The organism is Oceanobacter mangrovi (assembly GCF_019740315.1).
Classification (GTDB): domain Bacteria; phylum Pseudomonadota; class Gammaproteobacteria; order Pseudomonadales; family Oceanobacteraceae; genus Oceanobacter; species Oceanobacter mangrovi.
This window is the reverse complement of record NZ_JAHXZR010000005.1, coordinates 266817-283245: the sequence shown is the minus strand read 5'-3', so window position 1 is coordinate 283245 and position 16429 is coordinate 266817. Positions and strand designations below refer to the sequence as shown.

The window sequence follows — 16429 nt, the reverse complement described above, 5'->3', positions numbered from 1 at the left end:
GCAGATTTGCAGGAGCCAAAGTGAACGACTCTTTATCTATTTTTGGTCTGATTGCCAACGCCAGCATTGTGGTTCAGCTGGTGATGCTGCTGTTATTGATGGCCTCATTGGGCAGCTGGGTGGTGATTTTTCAGCGCAGCCGCTTGCTGGGTGCCAGTCGCGCCCAGTTGCACGACTTTGAAGATCGCTTCTGGTCTGGTGTGGATCTTAATGATCTCTACCGTGAATGCCAGGCGAAAGATGCCACCAGTTCCGTCGAAAACGTTTTTATGGCGGGCCTGAAAGAATTCGGCAAAATGCGTCAGCAAAGCACCCAGGACCCGGATGCGGTGATTCAGGGCTGTCAGCGCGCCATGCGGATTGCTATCACCCGTGAGACTGAAGTACTGGACGCTCATTTGCCAATGCTGGCGACAGTGGGTTCAACCAGTCCGTACATCGGCCTGTTCGGTACTGTGTGGGGCATTATGAGTTCTTTCCACGGTCTGGCATCAGTCAAGCAGGCGACCATTGCGACGGTCGCTCCGGGTATTTCTGAAGCGCTGGTGGCAACGGCAATGGGCTTGTTGGCGGCGATTCCAGCGGTGATTTTCTATAACCGTTTTGCCACCCGGGTTGATCAGCTGACGACTGGCATGAATACCTTTGCCGACGAATTTTCCTCGCTGTTGTACCGTCAGGCGCTGCGTCTCAAACAGGGAGCCAAGCCTGCGGCGGGAGCCAAATAATGGAACCAATGCAGCCTCCGGCGCCCAAGCGTCGGCCGATGGCTGACATCAATGTGGTGCCCTACATCGATGTCATGCTGGTACTGCTGATTATTTTTATGGTGACGGCACCGATGCTGGTGCAAAGCGTGCCGGTGAATCTGCCTCAGGTAGAAGCCACACCCACGGAAATCGAGCCGGATGACAACACCCTGATCGTTGCTGTGGATCGTGAGGGGCGCTATTTCCTCGAACGCGAGGAAGGCGAACCGGCTGCCATGACGTTGGCGCAGGTGCAGGGCTATATCCAGAAAGTCAAAACCGAGGTTGCGACGACCCGGGTGATGGTGCGCGGCGATGATCAGGTGCCGTACGGCAAGGTTGTTGCCTTGTTGGGCGGCTTGCAGGCGATCGGTTTACAGGATGTTGGTCTGATTACCGAAGCGCCGGACCCGGAAGGTGGTCGTGGCTAAGCCGTTCAATCCATCGTCCTACACGCCCGCAATTATTGCTGCCGTTATTCTGCACATATTGGTAGCGGGTTTGTTCTGGTTTCAGTGGCCGGCTGACGAACGGCATATTGCCCAGCCGGTACCAAAACACATTACCGCGACTGTGGTTCAGCAACCCAATCAGGCTGCGGCGGAGCGCAAGAAACAGCAGGATGTGCAGGCCCAACAAGCCAGGGCTGCGGCAGAGCGTAAACGGCAGGCCGAACTGGCTGCCAGACGCAAGCAAGAGGCGGATGCGGCTGCCAAAAAGCAGCGTGATGCTGAAATCGCCTTGAAGAAAAAGCAGTTGGCCGAACAGCAGGCGCGTGAGAAAAAAGCCAAAGATGATGCCGCCAAAGCGGCTGCCGATCGCAAGAAACAGGCAGAAGCGGCTGCGGCTAAAGCGGAGGCTGACCGCAAGGCGCAGGAAGCTGATTTGCAGCGTCAACTGGCAGAGGAGCAGGCGATGCTGGAACGTCTGACCGCCGAGCAGGCTGAGCGGGAGTTACAGCAACGCCAGCAGCAAGAAGAACAGGCCGCCAAAGATCAGGAGGCGATCAGCAGTTTTGAGTCGCAGATCATGGCCAAGGTAAGCCGCGCCTGGATGTATCCACCGGGCGTGGCACCGGATATGGAGGTGTCGGTGCGAGTAAATCTGGTGCCGACCGGCGAAGTGATCAGTGTGTCGGTCATCAAGAGTAGTGGGAATACCGCACTGGATCGTTCAGTCGAACAGGCGGTGATGAAGGCGTCACCCTTGCCGGTGCCGCAAGACGTCCGGATTTTTGAAAAGAACTTCCGGACATTCAGTTTTACTTTCAGACCGGAGAACGCAACGTGGTAATTCGATGGTTCAGTGTGCTGCTGATATTCATGCTTGCCAACCTCAGCAGGGCAGAACTGGTGATTGAAGTCACCCAGGGCAAACAGTCCGCGATTCCCATTGCGATTGTGCCGTTCCAGTGGCAGGGCAGCACGCCGCTGCCGGAAGATGTCAGTGGTGTGGTGGCTAATGATCTCGGCAGTAGCGGTTATTTCCGGGTGATGCCGGAAGCCAATATGGTGGCGCGTCCGACGGCTGTCGATCAGGTGTCCTATTCCGACTGGCGCAACCTGCGGCAGGACTTTCTGGTGATTGGCCGGATTTCCCAGGATGCCGGGGGTTACGCGGTCGAATTCCATGTGCTGGACGTACATCAGAAGGTTGAATTGCTACGTCATCGGGTCAAGGGCAAGGCCAGTCAGTTACGGGATATTTCCCACTACATCAGTGATTATGTGTTCAAGAAGCTGACCGGTATTCCGGGCGTGTTTGCCACCAAGCTGATTTACGTCACCACCAATCGCCAGCGTGATCGCTTTAACCTCAATTACGCCGACGCCGATGGTGCTCGCGAGCAGCTGATTTTTACCTCGAAGCAGCCCATTATTTCTCCGGCCTGGGCGCCAGACGGCAAGAAAGTCGCCTATGTGTCATTCGAATCCGGCCGCAGTGCGATCTATTTTCAGGAGCTGGCGACCGGCAAGCGGGAAATGGTTTTGCAAATGAAGGGATCGACCAGTGCCCCGGCTTTTTCACCAGATGGGACAAAGTTGGCCTTTGTAAACTCCAATCTGGGCAATCCGGACATTTATGTCCTTGACTTGAACACCCGTAAGACCGAACGTCTTACCAATCACTATGCGATTGATACCGAGCCGCAGTGGCTGACCGATAATCGTCGTCTGGTGTTTACCTCTAGCCGTGCTGGTGGTCCGCAAATTTATGAACTGGACAGTGTTACCAAGGCGGTCAAGAGGCTGACATACGAAGGTAATTACAATGCACGGGCACGCGTCACGGACGATGGCCGTAAATTGATATACGTTCACCGGGTGGGTGAAAACTTCCATATCGCATCGCAGGATCTGCGCAGCGGTATGGTGCAGACCCTGACGACTGATACCCAGCTGGATGAGTCGCCCAGTGTTGCACCTAATGGAAGTATGGTAATTTACGCTGCCAGCGAGGCAGATCGCAGTATTCTGGCTGCAGTATCTGTGGATGGTGACGTCAAATTCCGTTTGCCGTCCAAGTATGGCGACGTAAGAGAGCCTGCGTGGTCACCAATTTTCTAAATAAAACCATCGAGTGGAGTGGGAAGACAGTTATGCAAAAGAATGCATTGTACAAGGCTTTGGGATTGACGCTGGGCGCACTGCTGGTAGCCGCGTGTTCAAGCACTGGCGAAATCAACGAAGGTGAAGCCTCCGCGACCAGCACAACTACTCAGGCTACTACCAGCACAGAAACTGCTGCCAACGATGCCAGCACCACTGCAGTTGATACTGCTGCGGTTGCCGGTGAAGCCATGGACTCTGAGATGTCTCAGGCCGAAGCTGCTCTGATGGAGCAAACTGTTTTCTACTTCGACTTTGACCAGAGCACCATCAAGAGCGATTCCAAGGCTGCCCTGATGGCTCACGCTGCTTACCTGGCTGCCAACGGTTCTGCTCGCGTAGTTCTGGAAGGCCATGCTGACGAGCGCGGTACTGTTGAATACAACCTGGCTCTGGGTGAGCGTCGTGGTATGGCTGTGCGTCGTTTCCTGTTGGCTAACGGTGCCAGCGCCAGCCAACTGGAAGTTGTCAGCTTTGGTGAAGAGCGTCCGGTTTCCATGGGGCACACTGAAGCATCCTGGGCCAAAAACCGTCGTGTTGAGCTGAAATACCAGAGCAAATAATCGATGAAACCCCATATCGTCCTCTGTGCACTGGCGATCAGCGTCAGTGCCGCGGCGGAAGAGTGGGTCTCGGTAGGAGCCGCCCCGGCGGTGGCTCCGGCCTCCTCCTCAGAAGCAGTCGCTTCGCCGTCGACATCCCCCGTCGTTATCAATTCCCAAGCTGCCGAAAATGACTCCTCGCTGGTCAATGAAATGCTGATGCAGATGGATCAGATGCAGCAGGAAATTGCTTCCTTGCGTGAGCAGCTTGAGCAGCAGGGCAATCTGATTCGTGAATTGCGTCAGGACAGCGACAATCGGTATCTCGATCTTGATCGCCGTATTGTCTTCCTCACCACTGAAACCGAGCAGCAGGCGGTTGAACAGGCTGCGACAGCCGCGCCGGTTAACGGCCAGAGCGCCGAACAGGCCTATAGTGCTGCGATGCAGCTGGTACGCGACAAAAAGTTTGAGCAAGCCAATCAGGCATTTGATCAGTTCGTCCAGCAGTATCCGGACAGTGAACTGGTGGCTAATGCCTATTACTGGAATGGTGAGATATTGCTGGTGCGTGGCCAGTTCGATAGCGCCCTGACCAACTTCAAGACAGTGGTTGATCAATATCCTCAGCATGGCAAGGCGGCCGATGCCAGCTACAAGTATGGCGTCACTCTGCATCGTTCCGGTAAGGATGAAGAGTCACGTCAGTGGCTGCAGAAGGTTATCGAACAATATAAGGATTCTGCACCGGGTACTGTTCGGCTGGCTGAAGCCTATTTGAAAAAACTTTCTGTAAACCCTTAATTTTTTTAAAAAAAGGGGTTGCAGGGAGGCAAAATCTAAGTATTATATGCGCCTCCTTTGGGTCGTTAGCTCAGCTGGTAGAGCAGTTGGCTTTTAACCAATTGGTCGCTGGTTCGAATCCAGCACGACCCACCACTTTCCAACCTGACCTGATCAGGGTGTGTTGAAGTGGCCGAAGGCTGATTGCACTAGGTGCAGAAAAATGTGGGTCGTTAGCTCAGCTGGTAGAGCAGTTGGCTTTTAACCAATTGGTCGCTGGTTCGAATCCAGCACGACCCACCACTTTTCCTCACTGCAATAATTTTTGAATGTGGGTCGTTAGCTCAGCTGGTAGAGCAGTTGGCTTTTAACCAATTGGTCGCTGGTTCGAATCCAGCACGACCCACCAATTCAAAAACAGTTTTCAAAGGTATGGGTCGTTAGCTCAGCTGGTAGAGCAGTTGGCTTTTAACCAATTGGTCGCTGGTTCGAATCCAGCACGACCCACCAATTCCTGAAGGGAGAAAGCCTGGCTTTCTCCCTTTTTCGTTTCTGGATGGCGCACATTGTTCGTGCCGCAGATCCAGGTTCAGCCGGGTGGCTGTGTTACACTGCCGCTCAGCGCGAATGGCTATGAAACAAGCAGAGAACCCTATGTCCCAGCAAGATACTCAAGAACAGCGGCATATTGTGCAGGATTTCTGGGCTAACCCTGAGCCAGCACTGACTCCAGAGCAAGCCAGCCAGTACAAGGCTGAAATCAGGGAGCTGCTGCAGCGTGAAGATGCTGTGCTGGTTGCGCACTATTACACTGACCCTGAAATTCAGGCGCTGGCAGAAGCTACTGGTGGCTGTGTTGCGGATTCGCTGGAAATGGCGCGCTTTGGTGCCAATCATCCGGCCAGCACTCTGGTCGTCGCTGGTGTTCGCTTTATGGGTGAAACTGCCAAGATTCTGAGCCCGGAAAAGCGCGTTTTGATGCCGACGCTGGAAGCGACCTGTTCACTGGATCTGGGGTGTCCGGTTGATGAGTTCTCTGCTTTCTGTGATCAGTATCCGGATCGCACTGTGGTGGTGTACGCGAATACTTCTGCTGCGGTAAAGGCGCGGGCTGACTGGGTGGTAACGTCCAGTATTGCGTTGGATGTGGTGTCTCACCTTCATGGCCAGGGCGAAAAGCTGATCTGGGCACCGGATCGTCACCTGGGTGACTATGTGCGTCGCCAAACCGGTGCTGACATGATTCTGTGGAACAGTGAATGTATCGTTCACGATGAGTTCAAGGCCCAGGGGCTGCAGGATCTCAAGCAGGTTTATCCGGGCGCTGCAGTGCTGGTGCATCCTGAGTCGCCGCAATCTGTGGTTGAAATGGCTGATGCCGTTGGCTCGACCAGTCAGTTGATCAAGGCGGCCCGTGAGTTGCCAAACGACACTCTGATCGTTGCCACTGACAAGGCGATTTTCTACAAGATGCAACAGGCGGTGCCTGACAAGTTGCTGATTGAAGCGCCGACGTCCGGTAATGGCGCGACCTGTCGCAGCTGCGCTCATTGCCCCTGGATGGCAATGAACAGCCTGCGTAATGTGGCAGAAGTGCTGGAGAATGGTTCGCAGGAAATTTTCGTTTCAGAAGCGCTGCGTCGCGATGCGATCCGCAGCTTGCAGCGGATGCTCGATTTCAAGGCCTGATCAGGCCTTGATCAATTCATGCTAACCAAGCTTTTGTGGGCTGGATGAAATCTGTTTGAGGCGCTCTTTGAGCGCCTCTTGTCTTTGAAAGTCGCCTTGTTTGCCCGCTTCCTTGATGGCTAGATCCATTTGGCGGCCAGCTTCGGCCTGCTTGCCATTCAGATACAGGTATTCGGCATTGGCGTGATAGGCCAGCACATTCTGTCTGGCAGCGCCGGCAGCTCGGCTGAGCTGGAACCAGACGCCAGGAGTGGTTGGGCGTTGTTCGGCGAGTTTTCGCAACAGGGCGGTGGCATCAGCGTATTTGCCTGTGACTGTCAGAATATCTCCCTTGGTGCTTTGCAGAACGTAGCTGTCCGGGAAATAGTGCAGTGCGGCCTGAATGGCTTCGAGGGCTTTGTCGGCTTGTCCCAGTGTTGTCAGGGTTAGCGCCAGTAGGCTGATGCTGGCTGGGTCTTGCTGATATTGGCCGTCAATCTGTTGCAGTTGCTGCAAGGCCTGGGCGGGCTGATTCTGGTGCAGGGCATATTCGGCCAGGCTGAAATGAGCCGCGCTGGCGATCAATTTGTCGGAGTTATCACTTTCCAGTTCAAAAGTGGGTTTGATTTTTTCGTCGGTCAGCTGGTAACGCATGCGGGCCCGGTTTTTCAGTACTTCAAAATCGAAACCACGCTGGCGATCCTTGCGTGGATAACCGTCGGCACGGGCCTGGGCATCGGAAATCCGGTTCATGGTCAGTGGGTGGGTCAGCAGAAATTCCGGTGGTTTGGTACCAATACGGCTGGCGGCCTGCATCAGGGTAAACATGTCGGGCATGGCTTCGGGGTCGAAGCCGGCGTCAGCCAGAGTGCTGATGCCAATACGGTCAGCTTCGCGCTCCCAGTCTCGGCTGTAAGCCAACTGGTTCTGGATTTCTGCGGCTTGGCCTGCCATCAAGCCGGCAATACCGGCCTGCGGGTTGTCGGACATGGCGATCAGCAGGATGCTGGCCAGCAAGGTCGCTATGGCAACCGGTTCGCGCTGGTTGGCACGTTCAATCTGGCGAGCGAAATGGCGCTGGCTAAGGTGTGCCAGTTCGTGGGCCATCACCCCGGCCAGTTCATCTTCGTCATTGGCAAACAGCAGGATACCGAGGTTGATTCCAATAATACCGCCAGGTACTGCGAAGGCGTTTAATTCAGCCTTGTCGATCACCACAAACTCAAAGGAATCTTGCGGGGCGTTGCTGTAGGGAATCAGGCGAAACGCCAGATCTTCCAGAAATTCGATCGCCAGTGGGTCGTCAATGGTTCTGGCATTGGCACGCAGCTGTCTCAACCAGGTGCGACCAAGGTCATGTTCCTGTTGCAGCGAAACATAGGATGACGCGGCATCACCCAGTGCTGGCAGATCATTGCTGGCGGCATCGGCGGGCGTCGCAAGCGCCAGTCCGGAGGCGAGTAGCAGAGTGGCTGATAAACGCTGCAAAAGGAATCCTGTTGTTTGGTGTCAGTAGTGGCTGGAAGTGGTGCTGGCGACCATCACGGTGCCGGGATGGCGGCTTTATTTTATCTTGCCCGTTTGAGATTATCCGACACGGTAAGTTTCATCGACAAAAGCGGAAGTCAAAACGAGTGTCCCAATCCTTTCCAACCGATCATCTTCTTGATGTGACGGATGTTAGCTGCCCGCTGCCTCTGTTGAAAACCAAACTGACTCTCAAAACAATGGAAAGCGGTAAAGTTTTGTTGGTCAAAGCCACCGATGCCGGTTCCTGGCGTGATATTCCCCGCTATATTGAGATGTCGGAGCATGAGTTGCTGGCAGCTGAAGAAACAACAGCAGGTTATTGTTACTGGATCAGAAAGGGAGACAAACAATGATTCAGGTATTCCGGCGCTGGATTGACCGGTATTTTTCCAATGAAGAAGCCTTGTTGCTGTTGTTATTGCTGACGGCCTTTCTGGCCATCGTGATGCTGATGGGCAAGGTGCTGGCGCCATTTTTAACGGCGGTGGTGATTGCTTATCTGTTGCAGGGCAGTATGCAATTTCTCAAGCGCCGCGGGTTTGGCCATCTGGCCGCGACCATTGTGGTGTTCCTGATGTTTGTTGGCGTGATGCTGACCTTGCTGTTCATTATTTTGCCGGCCACCTGGACCCAGTTGTCGCAGTTCTTTTACGAGTTGCCGCGCATGGCCAGCAAGGGCCAGGCGCTGTTGATGTTATTACCGGAGCAATACCCGGATCTGATTTCGACCGATCAGGTACAAAGCTGGGTGAACCAGGCCAAGGACGAGTTGTCTTCAATGGGGCAGCTGGCGCTGAGTTTCTCGATTTCCGGCCTGACTGCTTTTATGGCGATGCTGATTTACTGTGTACTGGTGCCAATCCTGGTGTTTTTCCTGTTGAAGGATTCGTCGGCGATTGTGAACTGGTGTGTGTCGTTTCTGCCGCGCCAGCGCAAGATGCTGGATGACGTCTGGTATGAAATGGATTTGCAGATCGCCAATTACATTCGTGGCAAGGTGATCGAGATTCTGGTGGTTGGGCTGGTGTCCTGGTGCGCTTTCCTGGTGCTGGGGCTGGATTACGCGGCGCTGTTGGCGATTGGTGTTGGCTTGTCGGTGCTGGTTCCCTATATCGGTGCCGCCGTGATAACCGTACCGATCGCACTGGTTGGCTATGTGCAGTGGGGCTGGACCAACGACTTCGTCTACCTGATGGTGGTGTATGGCATTATTCAGGCGCTGGACGGTAACGTGCTGGTGCCATTGTTGTTTTCTGAGGTGGTGAACCTGCACCCGGTAGCCATTATTGTGGCGGTGCTGGTATTCGGTGGGCTGTGGGGCTTTTGGGGCGTGTTTTTTGCGATTCCGTTGGCGACCTTGTTCAAGGCTGTCTTGCAAGCCTGGCCAGGCCATCACATGGAGCATACTGCGGCAGTTGAAGACTGACCTGCGTTGTTTGGTTGCTTTCCCGGAGTCATGTTTTTACCGGTTTTGATGCCGGACTGGCACTATCTTTCACAGAGCCAGAGTCCGTGCTTGTCACTACCGATTCGCGCCAGTAGTATTGCGCTCTTGTCTTTTGGGGCTCCTGACAATGGTCATTCACAGGAGCCTGTTTGTCATGTGGAGTAAGTATTGATGATCACCGGCAGCATTGTCGCATTGGTAACCCCGATGCATTCCGACGGGTCCTTGGATTGGGAAGCTCTCGACGGCCTGGTGGACTTCCACATCAAGAATGGTACCGATGCAATTCTGCCTGTTGGAACCACTGGTGAGTCCGCTACCCTGTCAACCGAGGAACACTGCGCAGTAATTGAGCGAGTAGTCAAACGGGTGGCGGGTCGTCGTCCGGTCATCGCTGGTACCGGAGCCAACAGCACCACTGAGGCTATCGAGCTGACCCAGGAAGCTAAGCTGCTGGGCGCAGATGCCTGCTTGCTGGTGACTCCTTATTACAACAAGCCACCACAGCGTGGCCTGATCAAACACTACGAAGCCATTGCGGCAGCCGTGGACATTCCCCTGTGGCTTTATAACGTACCGGGTCGTACCGGTTGTGACATGCTGCCGGAAACCGTTGCTGCGCTGGCCGATGTTGAGCAAATCGTTGCGATCAAGGAAGCAACCGGCGATATCGACCGTGCTCGCAAGCTGATCGAACTGGTTGGTGATCGTATGGCGGTGTATTCCGGAGATGATCCAACCTGTCACGAGCTGATTTTGGCAGGCGGTAAGGGCAACATCTCCGTCACTGCCAACGTCGCTCCAAAGCTGATGCACGACATGTGCATGCTGGCACTGGACGGCAAGGCTGACGAAGTTCGTGCGCTGCAGGAAACCCTGATGCCACTGCACAATGGTATGTTCTGCGAAGCCAACCCGATTCCGGTCAAATGGGCACTGGCACGTATGGGTCTGATGAAAAACGGTATCCGTCTGCCGCTGGTAGAAATGGATGCCCGTTACGCTCCCAAGGTTGAACTGGCTCTGAAAGCTCTGGAACTGATCTGATTTTATGAAGTATTTGCTGTTGCTGGGGCTGCTGGCCTTGTCGGGGTGCAGCACCCTGTTTGGTGATCGTTTTCGGGATCGTGCCGATGACTATCTGACAACAACAGAAAGCAAGGAAGCGGTCGATCAGCAAGGTCAGCCGCTCGCCAAAGCCGATGCTTTACCTATTCCGGCTCTGTCCATGGCGGTAGAGCAGCCGGATTCATTTGAAATTCCCCAGCCTGCAGCCTTGCAGGAAGAGGAAGAAAACAATGAGCCTCAGGTTGCCTCGCTGAAAGACATGACTTCGCTGGAGTTGAATCCAAGGTTGGACCGTGATGGCTCCGGCAGCCAGATCCTGCGTTTGGATGGCAACTTTGCCTACGCCTGGGCCAAGGTCACGGATGCTATTGCTGCATCCAGTCTGCGTATGACCGATCTTAATCGCAGTATTGGTACCTGGTATCTGGAAATTCCCCAGCCGGCAAAAGAAGACACTCGCAGCTGGTGGGATCGCCTCTGGTCTTCCAGTGATGACGAGGCGAGCCAGAATTATTTGCTGAAAATGAACCGGGCCCACAACGGGGTTTTCCTGTCGTTGCTGTCGGATGTTGATCAGCTGGCAGATGACCAGCTGGCGTTGTCAGTGTTTGAGCAGATTCAGCAACAACTGAACCAGTGAGATACATTTCCCTCGGCAGCGGCAGCAAGGGGAATTCGACCCTGATAGAATATCGCAGCCGCAGTGTGTTGATTGATTGCGGTTTTAGCCGCAAAAACCTGATCTCGCGCTTGCAGGCTGCCAGTGCTGACGCCCATTGTCTGGAAGCTATTTTGGTCACCCACGAGCATGCTGACCATGCCAAGGGAGCAATGGCAGTCGCTGAGTTGGTGGATTCGCCACTCTATTGTTCGGTCGGAACTGCCATCAAAATGGGCTGGATCGAACATCGGTTGTGGCGTCCTGTCAGTGGTGGTGAGCTGCTGGATATTGCTGGTATGAAGGTCGCTGCGGTCACTGTGCCACATGACGCCAAGGAACCTCTGCAGTTTGTTGCTGAAGCCAGCGGCAGGCGAGTGGGGGTGCTGTCGGATCTTGGCTCACTGACACCGCATGTGATCGAAGCTTACCAAGGCTGTCATGGTTTACAGCTGGAAGCCAATCACGACCCGGAAATGTTACGTAATGGTCCTTATCCGCCGAGTTTGCAAAAACGGGTGGCAGGGCCGTTCGGTCATCTGAGCAACGCCCAGTGTGCCGAACTGATCCAGAGGATACGCTGGCCTGGCTTATTGCATCTGACCGCCGGGCACATCAGCGAAAAGAACAATCATCCGGAACGGGTGATTGCAACCTTGTCAGAATATATTGGTGCGGCAGCCGAACAGGTTTCGCTGCTGCCTCAGGACGATATTTCAGGCTGGCGTGAAATCTAGTCTGAGACAACAAGTTATACGTTAGCTAAATCTTCTGCGGAGATTCCCATGGAAAAACGCGAATTGCTTTACTCCGGTAAGGCCAAATCGGTGTACAGCACAGACGACCCGGACCTGATGGTTCTGGAGTTCCGCAACGATACCTCAGCGTTCGACGGTAAAAAGGTCGAGCAGCTGGATCGCAAGGGCATGGTCAATAACAAGTTCAACGCTTTCATTATGACCAGGCTGGCCGAAGCCGGTATTCCGACTCACTTCGAAACCCTGCTGTCTGATACTGAATCTCTGGTCAAGCGTCTGGATATGATCCCGCTGGAGTGTGTGGTTCGTAACGTTTCTGCTGGCAGCCTGTGTCGTCGTCTGGGCGTGGATGAAGGTGTTGAGCTGGATCCACCAACATTTGAACTGTTCCTGAAGAACGATGCGCTGGGTGACCCTATGGTCAACGAATACCACGCTCGCTCTTTCGGCTGGGCCGAAGAAAGCCACCTGAACCGCATGAAAGAACTGACCTTCCAGGTTAACCAGGTACTGAAGGCCATGTTCGATCAGGGTGGTCTGATGCTGGTTGATTACAAGCTGGAATTCGGTTTGTACAAGGGTGAAGTCGTACTGGGTGACGAATTCTCTCCAGACGGTTGTCGTCTGTGGGACAAGGAAACCCGTGAAAAACTCGACAAGGACCGCTTCCGTCAGGGGCTGGGTAACGTTGTCGAAGGTTATGAAGAAGTTGGCCGTCGTATTGGCGTGCAGTTCTGATTCATTGCGGGACCCGAAAAACAGGCGCAAGCCTGTTTTTTTATGCCTGAAATTCAGCAAGATGTACCTTTTGTCAGAGCATCGACATATCATTTTGCTAAGCTGTAACGATACCCGCCAGGACGCCAGGCACAGCGATTTTCGTCGCGACCGGATTTCTGGAAGTAACCAACACTGTAAACCGTATGGGAACAGGATCCTGATTATGAAAAAGACCCTGATTGCAGCTGGAATTGCTGCACTTGCTCCACTGTCTGCTCACGCTGATTTGTTGTTCACGCTGGGTGCCAAGGGCAGTGTCTGGCAGGCAGAACCAACAGGCCAGCTGGACAATGGTTTGTCTGTTGAAGGCGATGGCCTCAACATGAAGGAGGAAAACGGCCAGCAGATTACGGTGTTCTTTGAGCATCCTGTGCCATTTCTGCCGAATGTAAAGCTGAAGCAGACCAGCCTGGAAGTGGAAGGTAGTGGTGTTGCGACCGCGAGTTTCAATGATCAAACCTTTAGTGGTGATGTCGACAGCAAACTGGATCTGAGCCATACCGACCTGACCCTGTACTGGGGTTTGCCATTGCCGGTACCGTACGTTGATATCAACTTCGGTCTGACCGGCCGTCAATTTGATGGCTCTGCTGAAGTTCGCAGTGCTACTGAATATCAGCAAGTGGATCTGGATTTTGTGCTGCCAATGGTTTACGGCGAGTTGAAAATTGATACCCCGTTTGGCTTGTACGCCAGTGCCGATATCAACTATGTCGGTTATGGCGACAACAAGCTGTCTGATATCAGTTACGGTCTGGGTTATATTCTGCCGATTCCGGTGGTGGATCTGGGGCTGGAAGCCGGTTACCGCAAGATGACCCTGCAAACTGATCCGGACGATACCGATATTGAAACAGATCTGGATATTTCAGGCATGTATTACGGTGCCTCCCTGTCCGTTGGTTTCTGATTACTGATCTGAATTCCAGGCATAAAAAAAGCGGCTTCTCAGCCGCTTTTTTTATGCCTGCCGGTTTGACCCAGCAGTGTCTGTACAGGAGGTACCCTTAAATGATGCCTTGTTCCTGCAGGTCGGCTATCAGGCTGTCTACTGAATGACCTTCAGCAGCGATACTGATATCTGCACCGTCAGCGCCGCCAGCTACCAGGGCCACCAGACCCGCCTCTTTGAGGATCAGGGCAGACTCGGCAGTGCCAATGGCAGCCAGACGTCCCATTTCAAACAGACGACGATCCAGGGCATTTACCAGAGTTTCTGCATTGCTGGCATTGATTGCCACTACGGCAGGCTTCTGGTTGAAGCGACGGGCCTTCTCAACAGCGCTAACTGCTTCACTGCTGTCAGATGCAGTGGATTCGCCAACGATCATGCCAGCGCCAATTGTGACGTTGGTCAAACGGTCGATAACAATGAAAGCGCCAGTGCCATGGATCTTGTTGTAGGCATCAAACGGAACTGACTTGTCCAGCGCCACTTCAACCAGTGCAATCTCGTTCAGTTTGACTTCATCGGCCAGGCTTTGCTCCAGCGTGTTGACGTCCACCAGATGGTGAATCTTGCTGAAGCTGCCGGTGCTGCTGCTGGAAGCAAATTTCAGATCGTATGGACGGCCTGGCACCATGGCTTTTTCGGTCATCCAGACGATGTCGGCATTAAAGCGATTGCCAACGATTGGCTGGTCGTCGATTTTGACGATCACATCACCACGGGAGATGTCGATTTCATCTTCCAGAGTCAGCGTGATGGACTGACCCGCAAAGGCTTTGTCGAGGTCGCCATCAAAGGTAACGATGCGTTCAACCTTGCTGGTTTTCTGTGACGGCAGCGCCATGATGGTGTCGCCTGGCTGTACAACGCCTGCTGCGATGGTGCCGCAGAAACCACGGAAGTCGAGGTTTGGACGGTTAACGTACTGGACTGGCAAGCGGAAGTTGTCGAAGTTTTTGTCTTCGGCGATTTCCACACTTTCCAGAATTTCCATCAGGGTCTGGCCAGTGTACCAGGGGGCTCGCTCAGAGCGTTCAACGACGTTGTCACCATCCAGTGCAGACATAGGCACACAACGAATATCGCTGAGGTTCAGCTTCTTGGCGAACTCCAGATAGTCGCGCTGGATTTCTTCAAAACGGGTCTGATCGAAATCCATCAGGTCCATTTTGTTGATCGCAACTACCACGTGTTTGATGCCGAGCAGCGAAGCAATAAAGCTGTGACGCTTGGTTTGGGTCTGAACGCCGTAACGAGCATCGATCAGGATGATCGCCAGCTGACAGGTAGATGCACCGGTCGCCATGTTACGGGTGTACTGTTCGTGCCCCGGGGTGTCGGCGATGATGAACTTGCGCTTGGCAGTCGAGAAGTAGCGGTAGGCCACGTCGATGGTAATGCCTTGCTCACGCTCAGCGGCCAGACCGTCAACCAGCAGCGCCAGATCAGGACGATCGCCAGTGGTGCCCACTTTGGCGCTATCTTTGGTCACGGATGCCAGCTGATCTTCGTAGATCATCTTGGAATCGTACAGCAGACGACCAATCAGGGTGGATTTGCCGTCGTCTACGTTACCGCAGGTGAGGAAGCGCAACAGCTCCTTGTTTTCGTGCTGCTTCAGGTATTCCAGAATGTCGCTGGAAATCAGATCGGACTGGTGGGACATCAGAAGTAACCCTCTTGCTTTTTCTTCTCCATGGAGCCGGATGAGTCGTGGTCAATTGCACGGCCCTGACGTTCGGAGGTGGTGGTCAGCAGCATTTCCTGGATGATTTCCGGCAGCGTTGCTGCTTCGGATTCAACCGCGCCAGTCAGTGGGTAGCAGCCCAGAGTACGGAAGCGTACGGATTTCATTTCCGGTACTTCGCCTTCTTTCAGTGGCATGCGTTCGTCGTCAACCATGATTAGCATGCCATCACGTTCAACAACCGGACGCTTGTCAGAGAAGTACAGCGGCACAATGGCGATGTTTTCCAGGTAGATGTATTGCCAGATATCCAGCTCGGTCCAGTTGGACAGTGGGAATACACGAATGGATTCGCCCTTGTTTACCTTGCCGTTGTAGATATTCCACAGCTCCGGGCGCTGGTTTTTCGGGTCCCAGCGGTGCTTGCTGTCGCGGAAGGAGTACACACGCTCCTTGGCGCGGGATTTTTCTTCATCACGACGAGCGCCACCAAAGGCCGCATCAAACTTGTACTTGTCCAGTGCCTGTTTCAGACCCTGGGTTTTCATCACGTCGGTATGCTTGGAGGAGCCGTGAGTGAAGGGGCCAATGCCCTGCTCAACGCCTTCCTGGTTGATATGAACCAGCAGGTCCATGCCAACTTCTTTTGCCATCTTGTCACGAAATTCGATCATTTCGCGGAATTTCCAGGTGGTATCCACGTGCAGCAGAGGAAATGGTGGCTTGCCTGGGAAAAACGCCTTGCGGGCAAGGTGCAGCATGACTGCTGAGTCCTTACCGATGGAGTACAGCATTACCGGGTTATCAAACTCGGCAGCCACTTCGCGGATGATATGGATACTCTCCGCCTCCAGTTGCTTGAGGTGCGTGAGATGGTAGTCACTAATCATGGGACGATGTCTCGAGGTTGGAAATGATGGCTGGTTCGGCGTGCCTGCGTCCGGCTGCTGGCCCAGCTATTTGAATTTGCCGGGGACTATATCAAGTGAGGGGGCATATAAGAAGGTAGTATCAATACCATTTGGTTATAATTATATGGGTGTTTACAGTTTCCGGTTCTGCAAGAGCCGTATGGCTTGTATCTGATGGTGCAAAGTGGCCTGAAAATGGTCTTTTAGTATGCATTGGGGCAGATATTGATCCATTTACCCGGTTTCTTCTATGGTTATTTGCTGGTTTGTCCATGATCGATTTCTCGGGC

17 protein-coding genes and 4 tRNA genes are annotated in these 16429 nt (G+C 53.8%); 18 read left to right on the top strand and 3 right to left on the bottom strand.

Features of this window, described 5'->3' with window-relative positions:
* Positions 1-20 precede the first annotated feature (20 nt).
* The 11 genes from tolQ (at position 21) to nadA (ending at position 6372) form a co-directional block, all read left to right on the top strand.
* Positions 21-728 carry a protein TolQ gene (gene tolQ, locus K6123_RS12915; protein ID WP_221798344.1) on the top strand — a complete coding sequence of 236 codons (708 nt, stop codon included), beginning with the start codon at positions 21-23 and terminating at the stop codon, positions 726-728.
* Complete coding sequence (gene tolR, locus K6123_RS12910) at positions 728-1180, top strand: protein TolR (protein WP_221798342.1); 453 nt, start codon at positions 728-730, stop codon at positions 1178-1180. The genes tolQ and tolR overlap by 1 nt, the downstream gene beginning before the upstream one ends.
* Entirely contained in the window at positions 1173-2042 is an 870-nt protein-coding gene (gene tolA, locus K6123_RS12905) for a cell envelope integrity protein TolA (RefSeq protein WP_221798341.1), read from the top strand. The genes tolR and tolA overlap by 8 nt, the downstream gene beginning before the upstream one ends.
* Entirely contained in the window at positions 2036-3316 is a 1281-nt protein-coding gene (gene tolB / locus K6123_RS12900) for a Tol-Pal system beta propeller repeat protein TolB (RefSeq protein ID WP_343223992.1), read from the top strand. The genes tolA and tolB overlap by 7 nt, the downstream gene beginning before the upstream one ends.
* A 32-nt stretch (positions 3317-3348) precedes the next feature.
* Positions 3349-3921, top strand: a complete 573-nt coding sequence (gene pal / locus K6123_RS12895) for a peptidoglycan-associated lipoprotein Pal (protein WP_221798338.1) — start codon at positions 3349-3351, stop codon at positions 3919-3921.
* Positions 3922-3924: 3 nt separating this feature from the next.
* Entirely contained in the window at positions 3925-4704 is a 780-nt protein-coding gene (gene ybgF / locus K6123_RS12890; RefSeq protein ID WP_221798336.1) for a tol-pal system protein YbgF, read from the top strand.
* 59 nt (positions 4705-4763) lie between these two features.
* Positions 4764-4839: transfer RNA gene (locus K6123_RS12885), tRNA-Lys, on the top strand.
* Between the two features lie 71 nt (positions 4840-4910).
* Positions 4911-4986, top strand: a tRNA-Lys gene (locus K6123_RS12880).
* A 30-nt stretch (positions 4987-5016) separates the two neighbouring features.
* Positions 5017-5092 (top strand) — tRNA-Lys (locus K6123_RS12875).
* 25 nt (positions 5093-5117) lie between these two features.
* Positions 5118-5193 (top strand) — tRNA-Lys (locus K6123_RS12870).
* Between the two features lie 144 nt (positions 5194-5337).
* Positions 5338-6372 carry a quinolinate synthase NadA gene (nadA, locus tag K6123_RS12865; RefSeq protein WP_221798334.1) on the top strand — a complete coding sequence of 345 codons (1035 nt, stop codon included), beginning with the start codon at positions 5338-5340 and terminating at the stop codon, positions 6370-6372.
* A 21-nt stretch (positions 6373-6393) separates the two neighbouring features.
* Here nadA and K6123_RS12860 read toward each other — a convergent pair whose 3' ends face one another.
* Positions 6394-7839 carry a M48 family metalloprotease gene (locus K6123_RS12860; protein WP_246624772.1) on the bottom strand — a complete coding sequence of 482 codons (1446 nt, stop codon included), beginning with the start codon at positions 7837-7839 and terminating at the stop codon, positions 6394-6396.
* A 146-nt stretch (positions 7840-7985) separates the two neighbouring features.
* Here K6123_RS12860 and K6123_RS23460 point away from each other — a divergent pair, with 146 nt between their 5' ends.
* From K6123_RS23460 to K6123_RS12825, 7 genes are all read left to right on the top strand, one after another.
* A complete protein-coding gene (locus K6123_RS23460) occupies positions 7986-8234 on the top strand; it encodes a sulfurtransferase TusA family protein (RefSeq protein WP_343223991.1) in 249 nt (82 codons plus the stop codon).
* The gene (locus K6123_RS12850; protein WP_221798328.1) at positions 8231-9307 is read left to right on the top strand and encodes an AI-2E family transporter; all 1077 of its coding nucleotides are present in this window, start codon (positions 8231-8233) and stop codon (positions 9305-9307) included. The genes K6123_RS23460 and K6123_RS12850 overlap by 4 nt, the downstream gene beginning before the upstream one ends.
* Positions 9308-9499: 192 nt before the next feature.
* Positions 9500-10375, top strand: a complete 876-nt coding sequence (gene dapA, locus K6123_RS12845; RefSeq protein ID WP_221798326.1) for a 4-hydroxy-tetrahydrodipicolinate synthase — start codon at positions 9500-9502, stop codon at positions 10373-10375.
* 4 nt (positions 10376-10379) lie between these two features.
* Positions 10380-11036 carry an NlpB/DapX family lipoprotein gene (bamC, locus tag K6123_RS12840; protein WP_221798324.1) on the top strand — a complete coding sequence of 219 codons (657 nt, stop codon included), beginning with the start codon at positions 10380-10382 and terminating at the stop codon, positions 11034-11036.
* Complete coding sequence (locus tag K6123_RS12835; RefSeq protein ID WP_221798322.1) at positions 11033-11791, top strand: MBL fold metallo-hydrolase; 759 nt, start codon at positions 11033-11035, stop codon at positions 11789-11791. Before bamC ends, K6123_RS12835 begins: the two co-directional genes overlap by 4 nt.
* 48 nt (positions 11792-11839) lie before the next feature.
* The gene (gene purC, locus K6123_RS12830) at positions 11840-12550 is read left to right on the top strand and encodes a phosphoribosylaminoimidazolesuccinocarboxamide synthase (RefSeq protein ID WP_221798320.1); all 711 of its coding nucleotides are present in this window, start codon (positions 11840-11842) and stop codon (positions 12548-12550) included.
* Positions 12551-12755: 205 nt separating this feature from the next.
* Positions 12756-13502, top strand: a complete 747-nt coding sequence (locus K6123_RS12825; protein WP_221798318.1) for a TIGR04219 family outer membrane beta-barrel protein — start codon at positions 12756-12758, stop codon at positions 13500-13502.
* 97 nt (positions 13503-13599) lie between these two features.
* On the opposite strand, the gene cysN is transcribed toward K6123_RS12825, so the two are convergent.
* The gene (gene cysN, locus K6123_RS12820; RefSeq protein ID WP_221798315.1) at positions 13600-15207 is read right to left on the bottom strand and encodes a sulfate adenylyltransferase subunit CysN; all 1608 of its coding nucleotides are present in this window, start codon (positions 15205-15207) and stop codon (positions 13600-13602) included.
* A complete protein-coding gene (cysD, locus tag K6123_RS12815; RefSeq protein ID WP_221798493.1) occupies positions 15207-16115 on the bottom strand; it encodes a sulfate adenylyltransferase subunit CysD in 909 nt (302 codons plus the stop codon). Before cysD ends, cysN begins: the two co-directional genes overlap by 1 nt.
* Positions 16116-16429 lie beyond the last annotated feature (314 nt).

Coding starts and splice junctions, on each gene's coding strand:
- bamC (WP_221798324.1), top strand. CDS start 10,380: ATGAAGTATTTGCTGTTGCTGGGGCTGCTGGCCTTGTCGGGGTGCAGC.
- pal (WP_221798338.1), top strand. CDS start 3,349: ATGCAAAAGAATGCATTGTACAAGGCTTTGGGATTGACGCTGGGCGCA.
- tolR (WP_221798342.1), top strand. CDS start 728: ATGGAACCAATGCAGCCTCCGGCGCCCAAGCGTCGGCCGATGGCTGAC.
- purC (WP_221798320.1), top strand. CDS start 11,840: ATGGAAAAACGCGAATTGCTTTACTCCGGTAAGGCCAAATCGGTGTAC.
- cysN (WP_221798315.1), bottom strand. CDS start 15,207: ATGTCCCACCAGTCCGATCTGATTTCCAGCGACATTCTGGAATACCTG.
- K6123_RS12825 (WP_221798318.1), top strand. CDS start 12,756: ATGAAAAAGACCCTGATTGCAGCTGGAATTGCTGCACTTGCTCCACTG.
- ybgF (WP_221798336.1), top strand. CDS start 3,925: ATGAAACCCCATATCGTCCTCTGTGCACTGGCGATCAGCGTCAGTGCC.
- K6123_RS12850 (WP_221798328.1), top strand. CDS start 8,231: ATGATTCAGGTATTCCGGCGCTGGATTGACCGGTATTTTTCCAATGAA.
- dapA (WP_221798326.1), top strand. CDS start 9,500: ATGATCACCGGCAGCATTGTCGCATTGGTAACCCCGATGCATTCCGAC.
- nadA (WP_221798334.1), top strand. CDS start 5,338: ATGTCCCAGCAAGATACTCAAGAACAGCGGCATATTGTGCAGGATTTC.